The organism is Arthrobacter sp. LAR12-1-1.1 (genome assembly GCF_040676555.1).
Taxonomy (GTDB): domain Bacteria; phylum Actinomycetota; class Actinomycetes; order Actinomycetales; family Micrococcaceae; genus Arthrobacter.
On record NZ_JBEGIG010000012.1, the window covers coordinates 157,039 to 173,388 of the forward strand.

The following is a 16,350-nucleotide window of genomic DNA, read 5'->3' on the forward strand; positions in this document are numbered from 1 at the left end:
CAACGCGGGGTCAGATCCGGGATATCTGACCCCGCGTTGCTTCTGGGGCAGGGCGTCGGGGGAGGGGCGGAACTGATAATTTGAACAGTGTGAATAATCCCGCCGAATTGGTTGTCCCCAGAGTCCAGGCTGCAATTGCCACCGCGTTTGGCGAAGAGTTCCGGCACACGGACCCGGTGGTCAGGCCCTCCCAGTTCGCCGACATCCAGATCAACGCCGCCATGGCCCTGGCCAAGAAGGCCGGCCTGCCGCCGCGCGACGCCGCCGCGAAGATCGTGGACGCCCTGAACCTGGACGGCATCTGCACCAGCGTGGAAATCTCCGGGCCCGGCTTCATCAACCTGAGCTTCGACGGCACGTGGATCGAGGAACTGCTCAATGCAGAGTCGGTCCAAGCCGCGTCCAAGGCCACCGCGGTCACGCCGGCCGCGACGCCCCAGCGCGTCGTCGTCGACTATTCCTCCCCGAACGTCGCCAAGGAAATGCACGTCGGCCACCTGCGCACCACCGTGGTGGGGGACAGCCTCGTCAAGGTGCTCGAAGCCCTAGGCGACACCGTGATCCGGCAGAACCACATCGGGGACTGGGGCACCCCGTTCGGCATGCTGATCGAACACTGGCTGGAGATCGGCGAGGACTCCCCGGAGGCGGCGCTGCTGGTGGAGGACCCCAGCGCGTTCTACCAGGCCGCGCGGGCCAAGTTCGACGCCTCCGCCACCGACGAGGACGGCTTCGCCACCCGGGCCCGGCTCCGCGTCGTTGCCCTGCAGGGCGGCGACGCCGAGACCTTCGCCGTCTGGCAGCGGCTGGTCGCCCAGTCCAAGCGTTACTTCAACGCCATCTACTCCACCCTGGGCATCAGCCTCACCGATGACCACATCGCCGGCGAAAGCTCCTACGACGCGCATCTAGCACAGCTGTGCCAGGAACTCGAGGAACGCGGCCTCGCCCGGATCAGCGACGGCGCCCTGTGCACCTTCCCCGCAGGCTTTACCGGCCGCGACGGGCAGCCGCTGCCGCTGATCATCCGCAAGTCCGACGGCGGCTACGGCTACGGCACCACGGACCTCGCCACCATCCGCTACCGGGTCCGCGACCTGGAAGCCAACCGGATCCTCTACGTCGTCGGCGCCCCGCAGAACGTCCACCTCCGGATGGTCATGGCCACCGCCCGGGACGCCGGCTGGCTGCCGGACACCGTCGAAGCCGTTCACGTGCAGATCGGCAACGTGCTCGGCGAAGACGGGAAGATCCTCAAATCCCGTTCGGGCGCCCCGGTGAAGCTCATGGCCCTGCTCGAGGAGGCCGTGGACCGCGCCCGCGCCGTCATTGACGCCAGCCGGCCCGAGCTCAGCGAGGACGAACGTGCCGTGACCGCCCGGCAGGTGGGCATCGGCGCCGTCAAGTACGCGGACCTCTCCACCGGCCACGACACCGAGTACGTCTTCGACTTCGACCGCATGCTCGCCCTCAGCGGCAACACCGGACCCTACGTGCAGTACGCCGCCGCCAGGATCCGCTCCATCCTGCGCAAAGCCGGGGTGCTGGAGCAGTTCACCGGCGGCCCCGACGCCGGCACGCCGGCCGGCACCCAGGCAACTGGCATCGCGGCAGCCGGCACCCAGGCAACTGGCCTCGCGGCAGCCGGGGAGGGCGGGCCCGCCACGGCGATCGCCGTCGTCGAACCCGCAGAACGCGCGCTGGCCCTGCACCTGCTGGAGTTCGACGCGACGCTGAACAAGGTCCGGGACGCGCTCGAGCCGCACCGGCTCTGCGGCTACCTCTTTGAGCTCGCGCAGCTGTTCACGACCTTCTACGACCAGTGCCCGGTGCTCAAGGCCGAGGAATCCGTCCGGGACTCGCGGCTGGCCCTGTGCGCGCTGGTGCTGCGCCGCCTCTCCGGCGGCCTGGAGCTGCTGGGCATCGAAACGCCGGAGAACATGTGAGTCCGGGGGATGCCGCTGCCGCCTCGTCCACCCCCGGCGGACTGACGGCGGTGGAGGCGGCGCGCATCGCCGTCGACACGTTGCTCGCCGCCGGTGTGCGCCAGATGGTGGTGTCCCCGGGGTCACGCTCGGCGCCCATGGCCTACGCCCTGGCCGAGGCCGAGGCCGCCGGACGCGTGGAGCTGCTGGTCCGGATCGACGAGCGCTCGGCCGGCTTCACGGCCCTCGGCCTCGCCCTGTCCGCCGGAGCCCCCGCCGCCGTCCTCACCACGTCCGGGACCGCCGTCGGCAACCTCCTGCCGGCCGTCATGGAGGCCAACCACGCCGCGGTGCCGCTCGTGGTCATCTCCGCCGACCGGCCCGAGGAACTGCGGGGGACCGGTGCCAACCAGACCACCGTGCAGCTGGACCTTTTTGGCGAACACGTCCGCTTCGCCGTCGACGTGCCCGCGGGCAGCGATCCGCAGCGCGCCGTGGACACGGCCCTCAGCGCCGCCACCGGAGCCTTCGAGGACGCGCCTCCCGGGCCGGTGCAGGTGAACCTTGCCTTCCGCGACCCGCTGGTCCCGGCCGCGGACGACCGACTGCCCGCGGCGGCCGGACGCGGCATGTACCGTGCCGTGCGGAACCCCCTGGCACTGGACTTTCCGGCCGCGTCAACGGCCCTGCCGGAGCGGCGCACCGTGGTGCTGGCCGGGCACGACGCCGGTCCGGTCGCCGAGGCCTTTGCCCGCGCTCACGGCCTGCCGCTGCTGGCCGAGCCGTCCTCCAACGCCCGCTTCGGCCCGAATGCCGTGGGGCCCTACCGGCTGCTGATCGAGCACTTCGGCCCGGACTCGGCACAGCCGATCGAACGTGTGGTGCTCTTCGGCCGGCCAACGCTCTCCCGGCCGGTGAGCGCGCTGCTGGAGCGGGCCGACGTCCCCTCTGCCCTGTACCAGCCGGTTCCGGTGGCCTGGTACGAACCGGGCCGCCGCACCGAACTGCCGCTGGAAACCCTGGCGGACCTGGCGGAGTTCGCCGGCCGCGGGGCTGCCGCGTGGCTCGATGCCTGGCTGCTGGCTGGAGCCGCCGCCCAGCACGCCGTGGACCTGATCCTGGCCGCGTCCCCCGCAGCGACCGGCCCGTCGGCGGGCGCAGAAGTCTGGAAACACGCGCGCGGGCAGCTGGTACTGGGCTCCTCGAACGGGATCCGCGACGTCGACCTCGCCGGGGCGCCCCCCGCGGAACCGCAGGCCATCATGTTCGCCAACCGCGGTCTGGCCGGGATCGACGGCACCACGTCCACCGCCACCGGGATCGCGCTGGGCGGGGGCCAGGAAACCACCGTGCTCATGGGGGACGTGACGTTCCTGCACGACGCCGGGGGACTCCTGCTCGGCGCCGGGGAAGCCGAACCGCAACTGCGGATCGTGGTGCTCAACGACGCCGGCGGTGCCATTTTCGGGCTCCTGGAGCACGGCGCAGTCGCCGCGGCGGGGCGCTACGGCACCGCCGTCGAACGCCTCTTCGCCACCCCGCACCGGGTGGACCTCGCCGCGCTGGCCGCGGCCTACGGCGTCAAGCACCGCCGGGTCGGCACGACGGCGGAACTCGCCGAGGCGCTGTCCGGGCCGCTCGAGGGCCGCAGCATCATCGAAGTGCGCACGGACCGGCACCGGCTCGGGGAACTGCACCGCGCCATCCGGGCCGCGGTGGCCACCGCCGTGGAAGGCCTCCCGCAGACCTGACGGCAGTGCGCCGGGCACGACGACGCGCTCCGTGCCCGGCGCTGCGCAAAATACCGGCCGACACCCGAATACCCGCCACGTCAGGTAATGTGCGCGTCGCGGAAGCGAATGCGCGTCGCTGGACGGAATGCGCGTCGCGGGTCGGAAAGCGCGTCGCCGGACGGAAAGCGGGTCGCCGGACGGAAGGCGGGTCGCCGAAGGGAATGTGCGCCGGGTTGTCCACACTCGGGCAACCGGTCATGGCGCCGCCGATCCCAGGCTGGGATCTTCGTTCCATGAACGAGTTACCGAGACTGATCCTGGCCCGCGAGCACGTCCAGCAGGGGCTCACGCCGAAAGAGCTCGCCAAACGCTGCCGATCGAGCGCGCTCGTCCGCGTGCGGCATGGCGTCTACGTCGACGGGGAGGCGTGGCGGGCGCTGCAGCCTTGGGAACAGTACCGGCTCCGGGTTAGCGCTGCCGCGGAGACGTTCACGGCCCCGACAGTTTTTGCCTGGCACTCCGCCGCGTCCGTGTGGGGAGTTCCAACCATTGGCCAGCGTCATCCGGTCCATGCGCTGACGCTTCAGAACGGTGGCGGACGCTCGCGTGCGGGAGTGCGGCGGCACTACGCAGGCCCGGACGGTCTCAAAGTGTTCCGGCGCGAAGGCCTCCTGGTCACGGGGAGGGTCCGTACGGTGCTGGATCTGGCTGCGTTCACGCCGTTTGCTCAAGCAATCGTTCCCTTGGACCATGTGCTCAGGCCGGACGCAGCGCAGGGGTTGCCCGCGCTCTCGAGGGAAATACTGCTGGCGGGTGTCGACGGCAATTACACCGCTGCGGCCGCGCGGCGGATCAGGACTGCCGTGGAGTTCGCGGATCCGCGGTCAGGGTCCCCGGGGGAGTCTTACAGCCGCGGGCTCATGTGCGTCGCCGGATTCCAGCCGCCGGAACTTCAGCACGAGGTCCGGGACGGCGCCGGTCTCGCGGGCTACACCGACTACTACTGGGACACTGCCCGGCTGGTGGGCGAGTTCGACGGCGTCGAGAAATATCTGAAGCCCGAATACCTTCGGGGCAGGACCGCATCGCAGGCCGTCGTGGACGAGAAAGAGCGCGAAAACCGGATCCGGGCCACGGGGCTCCGGGTACTGCGGTGGGTCTGGGCGGATCTCATGGAGCCGGGCCGGCTGGAACAGAAGCTCGCCGCGTTTGGTGTACCCCGCCGTCGAGCCCGTTCCGCAGCGTGGCCATGACACGCAACCCTACCCACGACGCGCAAATGCCCTGGCGCTACCGGAATAACGGTAGCGACAGGGCATTTGCGCATCGACAGGTAACTTCCGCGTCGGGCTACAGCACCCGGCTCAGGAACTCCTTGGTGCGGGGGTGCTGGGGGTTGGCCAGGACCTCCCGCGGGTCGCCCGACTCCACCACGATGCCGCCGTCCATGAAGGTCAGGCGGTCACCGACCTCCCGGGCGAAGCCGATCTCGTGGGTCACCACGATCATGGTCATGCCGGACTTGGCGAGGTCCTTCATCACGTTCAGGACATCGCCCACGAGCTCCGGGTCGAGCGCGGACGTGGGCTCATCGAACAGCATGAGTTCCGGATCCATGGCCAGGGCCCGGGCAATCGCAACGCGCTGCTGCTGGCCGCCGGAGAGCTGGGACGGGTAGTGGCCGGCGCGGTCACCGAGCCCCACTCGGTCCAGCAGCTCGAGGGCCCGCTTCCGCGCCACGGTCTTTGACTGGCCCTTGACCTGGATCGGGGCCTCCATGATGTTCTGCATCGCCGTTTTGTGCGGGAACAGGTTGAAGCGCTGGAACACCATGCCGATTTCGCGGCGCTGGGCGGCGATTTCCTTGGTCTTCAGGTCATGGAGCCTGCCCTTGACCTCGCGGTAGCCGATCAGGTCGCCGCCCACCGAAATGCGCCCGGCACTGATGGTTTCCAGCAGGTTCACGCAGCGGAGCATGGTGGACTTGCCCGAACCGGACGGGCCGATCACAACCGACACCTCGCCCTGGTTGACGGTCAGGTCGATGCCGCGCAGCACGTGGTGCGTGCCGTAGTACTTGTGAAGGCCCTCGATCTTGACCAGCGGCTGCTCTGTGGTGATCGTCATTTCGCCTCCTCCTCGGGGAAGTCCATTTTCAGGTCCGGCTCGGCAGCGGCGCTGGGGGCCACCGCCGCGGAGGCCTTGGCAGCGGCGGGGTTGATTGCCGCCGGAACCCGGTTGTCCACGCCCTTGCCGTAGTGCGCCTCAATGAAGTGCTGGCCCACCATCAGGATGCTGGTGATGACGAGGTACCAGAATGCGGCGACAATCAGGAGCGGAATCGGAAGGTAAATGCGGTTGGCCAGGGCATTGGTTGCGAAGGTCAGGTCCAGCGTGAACGGCACAGCCAGAACCAGGGAGGTGGTCTTCAGCATGCCGATGGTCTCGTTGCCGGTAGGCGGAACGATGACGCGCATGGCCTGCGGCAGGATGATCCGCCGCATGATCTTGCCCTTGGTCATGCCGAGTGCCTCGGCAGCCTCACTCTGACCCTGGTCCACGGATTTCAGGCCAGCCCGGAAGATCTCTGCCAGATACGCCGATTCGTTGAGACCCAGGCCAAGGATGGCAGGGATCAGGCCGTGCGTGGGGTCCGAGGTCACCCAGGTGAAGGTTGCAGGACCAAACGGGATTCCAAGGACGATCGTCGGATAGAGAACAGTGGCCAGTCCCCAGAAGAGCAACTGGGTGTACACCGGGGTGCCGCGGAAGAACCAGACCCACGTCCAGCTGGACCAGCGGAACACAGGGTTGTCAGACTGCCGCATGAAGGCCAGGAGGATGGCCAGGACGATCGCCAGGACCATGGAGGCAAACGTCAGGAACAGGGTCCACATCACGCCCTGGATCACCTTGGTGTCCAGGATGTAGGTGCCCACGACATCCCAGCGGAAGTTGGGGTTCGTGAACAGGCTCTGCATGAAGGCGAGAAGGAACCCGACGATGATGACGGCGCTGATCCAGCGGCCGGGGTGCCGCACCGGTACCGCATTGTTCAGTACCGGTGCTGCGTGACTGTCCTGATGGCTGTCCATCTCTGCCCCTGCTGTTGGTGGGGTTGTGGGGAGGCTCAAGATGCGGCCGCCGGGTTGACTTCGGACGTGGTGATGGCACCGTCAGCGGCGCCCCAGCCGTCGAGGATCTTCTTGTAGGAGCCGTTTTCCATCAGTTTGGTGACGGTCTTTTGGATGACGTCCGCCAGGGCCGTGTCGGACTTGGCGACGGCAATGCCCTGCGGTGCGGCGTCGTAGACCTCGCCGAGCTTTTCGAGCTGGCCGCCGGTCTGGGTCAGCGCGTAGCCGACGATGGGGGAGTCGGCCGCCATCGCATCGATGCTGCCGTTGACCAGGCGGGTGGTGATATCCGTCTGGGTCTTGAGCGTCACGATGTTGATGGGCTGCTTGCCCTCGGCCAGGCACTTCTTGTTGCGGTCAGAGAGGTCCGGATCCTCCTGGATGGTGCCGGTCTGCACGCCAACGGACTTGCCGCACAGGTCATCGAGGGAGACGTTCTTCGGGTTGCCCTTCTGCACTGCCCAGCCGGTACCGGCCTTGTAGTAGCTGACCATGTTCACCGCGGCAAGCCGCTCCGGGTTGATCGTGAAGGAAGAGATCCCGAGATCGTACTTCGGGCCCAGGGCCGGAAGGATGCCGGTGAATTCGGCAGTCTGGACCTGGACCTTGAGGCCCAGCGCGGCGCCGATCGCCTTGGCGATGTCGACGTCGTAGCCCACGGCGGTCTGGCCGTCGGTACCGAGGAATTCTGCGGGCGCGTAGGTGGTGTCCGAGCCCACGGTCAGAGTGCCTTTGGCCTTGATCGCCTCAGGCACCATGGCCGCCAGGGCATCGTCCTTCTGGACCGTGCTGGGGTCAAAGCTGGCCGCGGCGCTGCCGGAAGGGGTGGCCGCGCCGCCGGTCCCGGTCTCGGAGGCGTTCGTGCAGGCCGTGAGGGCCAATGCGCTCACGGCGAGCACCGTGGCGGCCTTGAGTGCGGGGTTGCTCAGGAGCGAACGGGAGATCTGCATTTTCTTACCTTTTTTTGCAGGAGGGATGCGTATTCAAGTCGATTTAAAAAGTGTATCGCCGACAAAGAGATGTACGTCACAGAAAACTAAGTTTCACTATTGGATAACTAAACCAGACCCAAATGCAATATCTCCACCGCCCGATCTGTCTGTAATCCCGGATTCCTGCCGATTGGCCGGCGTCGTTGGCCTCCCCGTTTCGCCAACATCACCAGCGCCACGAGCATCACCAGCGCCAATAGCCTCACCAGCCTCGCCGGCCTCGCCGGCGCCGCCGGCTAGCTGCTGATGCCGAGCGATTCCAGCATAGGGCGGAACTTCGCCCACGTCTCGGCGAGCTCGGTCTCGGGGACGGAGCCGTCCACCACGCCGCAGCCCGCGTAGAGCCGGACCGTCTGCGGGGACTCGATGACGGCGCCCCGCAGCGCGATGCCCCACTCGCCGTTGCCGGCCGCGTCCAGCCAGCCCACCGGCCCGGCGTACGGGCCGCGGTCCAGGTGTTCGAGCTTGCGGATCAGCGCCCCGGCCACGGTAGTGGGAGTGCCGCAGACGGCGGCGGTCGGATGCAGTGCGTTGATCAGGGCCAAGCAGGTGGGGACGTGGCCTTCCACCTCGGCCAGTTCAGCCTTCACATCGGACGCCAGATGCCAGACGTTGGGCAGTTCCAGGATGAACGGCTCGCTGTGAGCGTTCATGGCCTCGGAAAACGGGGCAAGCTGCGTGGTCAGGGACTGGATCGCGATGTCGTGTTCGTGCCGCTGCTTCTCGGAGCCGGCCAGCACCCGTTCGGCGAATTCCATCGGGGACCCCGCCTTGCCGTCGGCATCTCGGCGGTCCAGCGTGCCGGCCAGGACGCGGGCCTGCGCGGTGCGGCCCTCCACCTGGATCAGCATCTCCGGCGTGGCCCCGACCAGCCCGTCCACCCCGTACGTCCAGCATTCGCGGTACCTGGCCGACAACTCGCGGAGCACCGCGGCGGCGTTGACGCCGGTGGGGACGGTGGCCACGACGTCGCGGGCCAGCACCAGCTTCTCCAACGCACCGGTCCGGATCTCCTCGACGCCCGCGGCAACGGCGGCCATCCAGTCTTCCTCGCTGAGCGAGCCGGTGTGCAGGGTTGCCCCTGCCGCCAACGGCAAAGGCCGTACGACGGCGCCGCCCGCCTGTGCTGCCCCGGGCAGCGGGTCGTCCACCTCGGCGCAGTCTGTATTGGCACCGGTGCTGCCATCGGTGCCGGTATTGACGCTGGTGGTGCCAAGCCAGCGGTCCAGGGCGGCCCGGGCGCCCGCCTCGGTGAGTTCGCCGTCGTCAAGCGTGAGCTGGGTCAGCCAGGCCTGGCCGTCACGGAGCCCCACGACGATTTCGGGGACCAGCAGGCGGGACTCGTGGGCAGAAACTTTGGAGAAGGCGAAGGAGCCAAAGGCCACCGGACCGGTGCCGGGGCAGTCCACGGCGTCCTCGATGTCCGCCTCCAGGACCAGGTGGCGCCACCAGATGTCCGCTTCCAGGAACCGCTCGGGGCCGGTGGCTGTGAACCTGGCGATCTCGCCGAAGCCCACGAGCCCGGCCTCGCGGCGGGTCCAGCAGAGGACATCGTCCCGGACCAGAAACGACGGCAGACCCCCGGGGAAAGTTTCGGCATCGAGGGGGACTGTCAAGGTGCGGAACGTGCTCGTCATGATGGCATAACACTAGCCCGTGATCGCCCATACCGTGGATAAACAGGGTCCGGCACGGCATGAACGGGGCGGCGGCGGCCGTTCCCGCAGGTGAAAGCCGCGTTGATTCGCGCGCCGTTCGTGGGGGAGCCGATCATTTGAGACAATGGCTGGGTGAACCGAGCATCCTTGGATAAGCGTCCGGACGAAGTAGCCACGATGTTTGACGACGTCGCCCCCAAATACGACGTCGTCAACGATGTCCTGTCGATGGGGCAGACGCGGCGTTGGCGCAAGGTGGTGGTGGAGGCCGTGGGCGTATCGGCCGGCCAGCGCGTCCTGGACCTCGCCGCCGGCACCGGCACGTCCAGCGAGCCGTACGCCGACGCCGGCATCAACGTCATCGCCTGTGATTTCTCCCTCGGCATGCTCAAGGTCGGCAAGCGCCGCCGCCCGGACATCGACTTCATCGCCGGGGATGCCACCCGCCTGCCGTTCGCGGACAACACCTTTGATGCCAGCACCATCTCCTTTGGCCTCCGCAACGTCAACGAGCCCAAGAAGGCCCTGGCCGAGATGCTGCGGGTCACCAAGCCCGGCGGCCGGCTGGTCATCGCGGAATTCTCCCAGCCCGTGGTGCCGCTCTGGCGCACCATGTACACCGAATACCTCATGCGGGCCCTGCCCGCCATCGCCGTCAAGGTCTCCTCCAACCCAGACGCCTACGTCTACCTCGCCGAATCCATCCGCGCGTGGCCGGACCAGGACCACCTCGCGGCCTGGCTGCAGGAGGCTGGCTGGGAATCCGTCACCTACCGCAACCTCAGCGGCGGCATCGTCGCCGTGCACCGGGCCCAGAAACCGCTGGCCGGCCCCACCAGCGATCCCGCCGCCGGCGCCGCCGCGCTGGCAGCCCACACCGGACCCGTGGCCAAGCTGCGCCGCAACATCACCCGGCCCGGGCGTTAGCCGCTACGCGTCGTGAATGTACTGATTGTCGGAGCGGGCCCGGCCGGATCCACCGCCGCCTACTACCTTGCCAAAGCCGGCATTGACGTGACGGTGCTGGAGAAAACCAGCTTTCCCCGCGAGAAGGTCTGCGGCGACGGCCTGACTCCGCGCGCGGTCCGCGAGATCCAGAAGCTGGGACTCGCGCATCCTGAAACCGAGGGCTGGCGGCGGAACAAGGGCCTGCGCCTGATCGCCGGCGGCCGCACGATCGAACTGCCGTGGCCGGAGGTTGCCGACTTCCCGCAGTACGGGCTGATCCGGACCCGGCTCGGCTTCGACGAACAGCTGGCCCGCCACGCCCAGTCCGCGGGCGCCGTCGTGCTCGAACGCCACAGCGTCACCGAGGCGCTGCACTCCGAAGATGGCCGGGTGACGGGCGTCCGCGCCTCACTGCTGGACAACTCGGGGCGCAAGACCGGCGAAACGCGCGACTTCAGTGCCGACGTCGTGCTCGCGGCGGACGGCAACTCGACGCGCACCGCCGTGTCGCTGGGCATCGGCAAACGCGACGACCGGCCGCTCGGCGTTGCCGTGCGGACCTACTTCACCTCGCCGCGGCACGAGGACGACTGGATGGAAGGCTGGCTGGAGCTGCCCGGCCGCGACGGCAAGCTCCTGCCCGGCTACGGCTGGGTTTTTGGCGTCGGCGACGGCACCTCCAACGTGGGCCTGGGCATCCTGAACTCCTCGAAGGACTTCGGCAAGCTGGACTACAAGCAGGTGCTGCGCGAATGGACCGCCGGCATGCCCGCCGACTGGGGCTTCACCCCGGAAAACCAGGTGGGCGAGATCCGCGGCGCGGCGCTGCCCATGGGCTTCAACCGCACCCCGCACTACTCACCGGGTCTGCTCCTCCTCGGCGACGCCGGCGGCATGGTCTCCCCGTTCAACGGCGAGGGCATCTCCTATGCCATGGAGTCCGCCCGCTTTGCGGCTGAATTCATCATCGACGGCGCTGCCCGGTCCGCGTCGGCAGGCTGGGGCGCTGCCGACGCCGACGCGCACCTGGCCCGGTACGCAGACTACGTGCGCCAGCAGTGGGGCTCCCACTTCACGCTGGGCCGGGCGTTCGCCGCCCTGATCGGCAAGCCGGCCGTCATGAAACTGGCCCTCCGGACGGGCATGCCTGTCCCCGTGCTCATGCGTTTCGTGGTGCGGTTGCTGGCCAACCTCACCGATCCTGCCGCCAAGGGTTTCGAGGACCGGGTCATCCGGGTCCTGGAATCCCTGGTACCTGCCACGTCCAACCAGGCCGCGTCCAACAAGGCCGCGCCCGCCACGGCCGCGCCCACCACGGACAGCGTTCCGCACTCCGGCACCAACTCTGCGGTTTCCGCAACAAAAGTTAGGGTTAACCCGTGACCAACTCTGCAGATCAAAGCTGGACGCACGCCGGACACGGCCTGCCGAGCTCTGAACCCGACCTCAATACCACGGCGATCGCCACCGGCCTCCAACTGCCGGCAGGCTTCGCGGCCATTGCGGGCGACCCCGAACTGGGTCCCGCGCTCACCACCAACCTGGCGCGCGTTGAGAAGCGGCTGCGCGAAGCCATTGCCAATTCCGATCCCCTGGCTGACGCAACGTCGCGTCACCTCGTGGAAGCCGGCGGCAAGCGCATCCGCCCGCTGCTGACCCTGCTGTGCGCCCACCTTGGCGACGCCTCCCTGCCCGCGGTAGTGCAGGCCGCCGTCGTCGTCGAACTGACGCACCTCGCCACCCTTTACCACGACGACGTCATGGACTCCGCGCCGTTCCGCCGCGGGGCGCCCACAGCCCACGAGGTCTGGGGCAACTCCGTTGCCGTCCTGACCGGCGACCTCATCTTCGCGCGCGCCTCCATCCTGGTCTCGGAGCTCGGCTCCCGTGCGCTGGGCATCCAGGCGCGCACCTTTGAACGGCTCTGCCTGGGCCAGCTGCACGAGACCGTGGGACCGCGGCCGGACGAGGACCCCCTGGCGCACTACCTGTCCGTCATCGCGGACAAGACCGGCTCGCTGGTGGCCGCGTCCGGGCAGCTTGGCGCAATCTTCTCCGGCGCTGACGAGGCCTACGAGCCGCTCCTGGTCGAGTACGGCGAGAAGGTGGGCGTGGCCTTCCAGCTCGCCGACGACGTCATCGACGTCACCGGGATCAAGGTCAAGTCCGGCAAGTCCCCGGGAACCGACCTGCGCGAAGGCATCCCCACCTTGCCCGTGCTGCTGCTGCGCAACGCCGCCCGCGACGGGGACCAGACCGCCGTCGAACTGCTGACGCTGATCGACGGCGACCTCAGCTCGGACGAGGCCCTGGCCGCTGCCGTGGCCGGACTCCGGGAGCACCCCGTCACCGCGCAGTCCTGGGTGGTGGCACGCGCCTGGGCCGATGAGGCCATTGCCGCCCTTGCACCGCTGCCCGAAGGCGTCGTGAAGGCCTCGCTGACCAGCTTCGCCCACGCGGTAGTGGACCGCAGCAGCTAGCCCGGCGGCGCCTGGCGCTCAGCCTTCACTTCCTGGCCCCGGCCGGTCCTTCCGGCTGGGCGCTTCCGGCTGGGCGATCCTTAAACGGAATGGCCCCGGTTCCTCACAACGATCGAGTCTTCCGTTGTGCCGAACCGGGGCCATTTCTCCGTTCGCATCAGATCCACCGGAGGCATTTGGTGAACCCAGAAACGAGTCTATGACAGTTGTGTCATAGCGTCCAGCCCTTGCCGTAAATTTGTTGTCATAAGATTTCGATCCGATGCCGGGTGTTGTCGCGCTGAGTTTCCCCACCTTTGGCCGGACAGCGGCGGGACACGCCGGCCGGTGGCGGCACACGCCGTCGGACGTCCTCAAAACCGGAGAAAACCAGCGGCGCGGATGGTGCGGACTTGTCCACATAGCCGGCGTTGTGGCTGCCCGGGGTGTCATGCCACGTGTGTGATTGCCCTATGGACCTCGCGGGATACCTGGGATACGCCGGCTCGGTTGCCCGGACGGCCACGTTGCTGCAGGCCGGTTTTACGTCGAACGGGATCCGCACTTCCGTGGCTGCCGGGGAAATTCGTCGCCTGCGCCATGGGGTGGTGGCGCTGCCCGGGGCGCGGGCGGACTTCGTGGCTGCCGTGCTCGCGAACGGTACGCTCACCTGCGCCTCCGCCGCGCCGTTCCACGGCATATGGCGCCTCCATGAGCCCGAACGGCTGCACCTGCTGTGCGCACACGGATCAGCGCCCGGAGCTGTTGTCCACCGCGCAAGCCTGGTCCCGCCGGAATTTCCGCAGCCCGTGGCCGGCCTGACGGACACCCTGCTCCATGCGCTGCGCTGCCTGCCCCCGGTGGATGCCGCCGTCATGGTGGAAAGTGCCTTGTTGCAGGGCCGCACCGCGCTCGATTACCTCAGGCAGCGGCTGCCGGGAAACCGGAACGGGGCCGCCCGGGCAGTCCTGGACCTGGTCGACGGCACGGCTGACTCGGCGATCGAGGTCGTTGCCAGGCTGCTCTTCAGGGCCAGGGAATCTACACCCAGACGCAGGTGCAGCTCCCGGGGATCGGGATTGTCGACTTCCTGCTCGAAGGCTTCCTGATCGTGGAGATCGACGGGAGCACCCACCTTGAGCGCGCGCAGGTCAGAAAGGACCGGGGGCGCAACAACGCCAGCACCTTGGCCGGCTATGCGGTCCTCCGATACGGCTACCAGGACGTCGTCTACAACCCGCAGAAGGTGATCGATGAGGTGCGGCAGGTGCTGCGCGGCAGGGTCATCCGCTGAAATTCCCCAGGTATGAATCTCCAGCGCTGCAGAATATCGGCGGTTCGGCCGGACACCCCGGCGGGGGACGCCAAACATGGGGAGAATCGGCGGCGGAAGGAGGAGGAAGGGGCGGGGGAGGGGAGGAAGGCGGGGGAGGGGTGGCCGCAGTGGCCGCCTAGTCCTCGTCTTCGTCGTTGAAGGCCCACTCGAACATGTCGAAGACGAATTCGGAGAAAGTCCCCTCCTCGCTCTTCCACTGGCCGCGGGCGTTGTTCCGGCGGTACACGATGGGATCCGGGATGCTGAGGTCCCCGACGCGGAAGCCCCAGGTGAACTGCTCTTCCTCGTCCTCGAGGAACATGAGGAAGCCCTCGTCATCGACTTCGAGCTCTTCGGGGTCCCAGAAGTAGTGGTAGGCCTCCATGATGTCCTCGCAGCCGCCGACGGCCAGGTAGAACTCGCGCAGGACCAGCGGGACCTGGAACTGGTGTTCGGCCAGGGCGGCGTCAAGCTCGTCGGCCGCGAGGCCATCTTCTTCCTGCCATTCGTCTTCGAGATACTTCGGGACAAGCGCGCGGAATTTCTCGAGGAACATGTCAGTCATGGTCTTATCCTAGCTAATCCCTAGCGGTCGTTTTCCGCAGTGTCCAGGCCCAGCCGATGCCAGCCGCGCACTGCCAGCGGAACGTACCAGTGGCGCCGCCAGGCCGTGACCCGGAACGCGAAGACGAGAGCGGCGACGGCGCAGGCCGTCAATGCGGTGAAGGTCCCGGTGAGGGACAGGATCACGGTCGACAATGCCCCGGCGAACGCCGGCAGCGCGTAGAGATCCTTGGGGTCGAAGAGCTGCGGCACCTCGTTGGCGGTGATATCCCGCAGAAGGCCGCCGCCCACCGCCGTCGTGACGCCCAGCAGGACTGCGGCTACGGGGTTCATCCCGGCGGCCAGGGCCTTCAGCGTGCCGGTGATGCAAAACAAGGCCAGCCCGCCGGCGTCGAACAGGACCAGCAGCGAAGTGAAGCGCTGGACGCTGGAGAACAGGAAATACACCAGCACAGTGGCGAGCAGCGGCGGCGCCAAATACGCCGGGTTGGTGAACGCGGCGGGCGGGCCCGCGCTGATGATGATGTCGCGGATGACACCGCCGCCAAGGCTCACCACAGACGCCAGGAGCAGCGAGCCGATAATGTCGAACTGCTTTCGCGCCGCGAGCAGCGAGCCGGAGACCGCAAAGAAGAAGACACCCGCCAGGTCAAGCCAGATCAGGACGAGGCTAAAGGAGAAGGTCATGAAGCGTCCCGGTCGATAACAAGGGGGCGGATAGGGCGGCTCCAAGGTTACGCTAACGGCTATGAATAGCCCCATCCTGATCGCCTGCGCCCACGGCACGTCAAGCCCGCACGGAGCCGCGGAGGTCAACGCGCTCCGGGACGGCATCGCCGGGCTCCGTCCAGGGCTTGATGTCCGCGAGGCGTACGTCGACGTCCAAGACCCGGACCTGCCGGCCGTCGTGGCGGGCCTTCCGGAGGGGGAGACCGCCGTCGTGGTTCCCCTGTTGCTCAGCGTCGGATACCACGTCAAAGTGGACATCGCCCGGGCCGTGAAGAGCCGGCCGGACACTCTTGCCGCGGCGCCGCTGGGGCCGGACCCGCGGCTCGCAGCGCTGCTGGACGCGCGGCTGCGCGAGGCAGGAGTGACAGACAACGACGCCGTGGTCCTCGCCGCCGCCGGGTCCTCCGATCCCAGCGCCGCGCAGAGTGTCGAAGAACTCACGGACCAGCTCCGTGCCTTGCGTTCCAACCGGATCGTGGCCGGCTACGGTGCCTCCGCCAAGCCCTCGGTTCCCGACGCCGTCGCCATGCTCCGCGAGGAGGCCGCCGGCGGTGCCGGCGCGGGGGAGTCGGCCGGTGCGGTGGACCTGGGCGGCCGCGTGGTCATCGCCTCCTATCTCCTGGCGCCCGGCTTCTTCCATGACCAGTTGGCCAAGGCCGGCGCGGACCTTGTGACGGCGCCGCTGCTGCCCTCGCCGGTCCTCGCCGAAATTGCCCTGGAACGCTACGACGCCGCGCTGGCCGCAGCCCCGCAACCCCGGCCCTGACGGTCCCCGCAGATGCACAGCCGCGTGGCTACTTCAAGGGTTTCCGGCGGTTCGTGACGAAATATTTCCCTAGGTGACTCCCCATTTCTGAACCTTTGTGACGGGATTACAGCCACCCCTACAGTCG

At 68.1% G+C, this 16,350-nt stretch carries 15 protein-coding genes; 9 read left to right on the plus strand and 6 right to left on the minus strand.

Features of this window, described 5'->3' with window-relative positions:
* Nucleotides 1-89: 89 nt before the first annotated feature.
* From argS to MRBLAR12_RS08785, 3 genes are all read left to right on the plus strand, one after another.
* Nucleotides 90-1,946, plus strand: a complete 1,857-nt coding sequence (argS, locus tag MRBLAR12_RS08775) for an arginine--tRNA ligase (RefSeq protein ID WP_364745274.1) — start codon at nt 90-92, stop codon at nt 1,944-1,946.
* Nucleotides 1,943-3,676, plus strand: a complete 1,734-nt coding sequence (gene menD, locus MRBLAR12_RS08780) for a 2-succinyl-5-enolpyruvyl-6-hydroxy-3-cyclohexene-1-carboxylic-acid synthase (RefSeq protein WP_364745277.1) — start codon at nt 1,943-1,945, stop codon at nt 3,674-3,676. The genes argS and menD overlap by 4 nt, the downstream gene beginning before the upstream one ends.
* A 275-nt stretch (nt 3,677-3,951) precedes the next feature.
* A complete protein-coding gene (locus MRBLAR12_RS08785) occupies nt 3,952-4,911 on the plus strand; it encodes a hypothetical protein (RefSeq protein ID WP_229995329.1) in 960 nt (319 codons plus the stop codon).
* Between the two features lie 97 nt (nt 4,912-5,008).
* Here MRBLAR12_RS08785 and MRBLAR12_RS08790 read toward each other — a convergent pair whose 3' ends face one another.
* From MRBLAR12_RS08790 to MRBLAR12_RS08805, 4 genes are all read right to left on the minus strand, one after another.
* Entirely contained in the window at nt 5,009-5,785 is a 777-nt protein-coding gene (locus MRBLAR12_RS08790) for an amino acid ABC transporter ATP-binding protein (protein WP_229995330.1), read from the minus strand.
* A complete protein-coding gene (locus tag MRBLAR12_RS08795; RefSeq protein WP_364745281.1) occupies nt 5,782-6,753 on the minus strand; it encodes an amino acid ABC transporter permease in 972 nt (323 codons plus the stop codon). Before MRBLAR12_RS08795 ends, MRBLAR12_RS08790 begins: the two co-directional genes overlap by 4 nt.
* Before the next feature lie 35 nt (nt 6,754-6,788).
* Nucleotides 6,789-7,742, minus strand: coding sequence for an ABC transporter substrate-binding protein (locus tag MRBLAR12_RS08800; protein ID WP_229995332.1), 954 nt, complete (start codon nt 7,740-7,742; stop codon nt 6,789-6,791).
* A 278-nt stretch (nt 7,743-8,020) separates the two neighbouring features.
* The gene (locus MRBLAR12_RS08805; protein WP_364745284.1) at nt 8,021-9,421 is read right to left on the minus strand and encodes an isochorismate synthase; all 1,401 of its coding nucleotides are present in this window, start codon (nt 9,419-9,421) and stop codon (nt 8,021-8,023) included.
* Between the two features lie 153 nt (nt 9,422-9,574).
* Between MRBLAR12_RS08805 and MRBLAR12_RS08810 the strand changes: the two genes are divergently transcribed.
* From MRBLAR12_RS08810 to MRBLAR12_RS08830, 5 genes are all read left to right on the plus strand, one after another.
* On the plus strand, nt 9,575-10,369 hold the full coding sequence (locus tag MRBLAR12_RS08810) for a demethylmenaquinone methyltransferase (RefSeq protein WP_229995334.1): 795 nt from the start codon (nt 9,575-9,577) through the stop codon (nt 10,367-10,369).
* Between the two features lie 12 nt (nt 10,370-10,381).
* A complete protein-coding gene (locus MRBLAR12_RS08815; protein WP_364745287.1) occupies nt 10,382-11,773 on the plus strand; it encodes a geranylgeranyl reductase family protein in 1,392 nt (463 codons plus the stop codon).
* A complete protein-coding gene (locus MRBLAR12_RS08820) occupies nt 11,770-12,870 on the plus strand; it encodes a polyprenyl synthetase family protein (protein ID WP_229995336.1) in 1,101 nt (366 codons plus the stop codon). The genes MRBLAR12_RS08815 and MRBLAR12_RS08820 overlap by 4 nt, the downstream gene beginning before the upstream one ends.
* Before the next feature lie 452 nt (nt 12,871-13,322).
* A complete protein-coding gene (locus MRBLAR12_RS08825; protein ID WP_364745290.1) occupies nt 13,323-13,958 on the plus strand; it encodes a hypothetical protein in 636 nt (211 codons plus the stop codon).
* The gene (locus MRBLAR12_RS08830) at nt 13,907-14,143 is read left to right on the plus strand and encodes an endonuclease domain-containing protein (RefSeq protein WP_364745293.1); all 237 of its coding nucleotides are present in this window, start codon (nt 13,907-13,909) and stop codon (nt 14,141-14,143) included. The genes MRBLAR12_RS08825 and MRBLAR12_RS08830 overlap by 52 nt, the downstream gene beginning before the upstream one ends.
* A 157-nt stretch (nt 14,144-14,300) precedes the next feature.
* On the opposite strand, the gene MRBLAR12_RS08835 is transcribed toward MRBLAR12_RS08830, so the two are convergent.
* Nucleotides 14,301-14,729, minus strand: coding sequence for a hypothetical protein (locus MRBLAR12_RS08835; RefSeq protein ID WP_229995872.1), 429 nt, complete (start codon nt 14,727-14,729; stop codon nt 14,301-14,303).
* 20 nt (nt 14,730-14,749) lie between these two features.
* Nucleotides 14,750-15,415: a trimeric intracellular cation channel family protein gene (locus MRBLAR12_RS08840; protein WP_229995873.1), complete on the minus strand. Its 666-nt coding sequence runs from the start codon at nt 15,413-15,415 to the stop codon at nt 14,750-14,752.
* A 61-nt stretch (nt 15,416-15,476) separates the two neighbouring features.
* Between MRBLAR12_RS08840 and MRBLAR12_RS08845 the strand changes: the two genes are divergently transcribed.
* Complete coding sequence (locus MRBLAR12_RS08845) at nt 15,477-16,223, plus strand: sirohydrochlorin chelatase (RefSeq protein ID WP_229995874.1); 747 nt, start codon at nt 15,477-15,479, stop codon at nt 16,221-16,223.
* Nucleotides 16,224-16,350 lie beyond the last annotated feature (127 nt).

What these genes read in the sequence shown, in the direction of transcription:
- MRBLAR12_RS08785 (WP_229995329.1), top strand. Translation starts at nt 3,952, where the DNA reads ATGAACGAGTTACCGAGACTGATCCTGGCCCGCGAGCACGTCCAGCAG.
- MRBLAR12_RS08790 (WP_229995330.1), bottom strand. Translation starts at nt 5,785, where the DNA reads ATGACGATCACCACAGAGCAGCCGCTGGTCAAGATCGAGGGCCTTCAC.
- MRBLAR12_RS08795 (WP_364745281.1), bottom strand. Translation starts at nt 6,753, where the DNA reads ATGGACAGCCATCAGGACAGTCACGCAGCACCGGTACTGAACAATGCG.
- MRBLAR12_RS08800 (WP_229995332.1), bottom strand. Translation starts at nt 7,742, where the DNA reads ATGCAGATCTCCCGTTCGCTCCTGAGCAACCCCGCACTCAAGGCCGCC.
- MRBLAR12_RS08805 (WP_364745284.1), bottom strand. Translation starts at nt 9,421, where the DNA reads ATGACGAGCACGTTCCGCACCTTGACAGTCCCCCTCGATGCCGAAACT.
- MRBLAR12_RS08825 (WP_364745290.1), top strand. Translation starts at nt 13,323, where the DNA reads ATGGACCTCGCGGGATACCTGGGATACGCCGGCTCGGTTGCCCGGACG.
- MRBLAR12_RS08835 (WP_229995872.1), bottom strand. Translation starts at nt 14,729, where the DNA reads ATGACTGACATGTTCCTCGAGAAATTCCGCGCGCTTGTCCCGAAGTAT.
- MRBLAR12_RS08840 (WP_229995873.1), bottom strand. Translation starts at nt 15,415, where the DNA reads ATGACCTTCTCCTTTAGCCTCGTCCTGATCTGGCTTGACCTGGCGGGT.
- MRBLAR12_RS08845 (WP_229995874.1), top strand. Translation starts at nt 15,477, where the DNA reads ATGAATAGCCCCATCCTGATCGCCTGCGCCCACGGCACGTCAAGCCCG.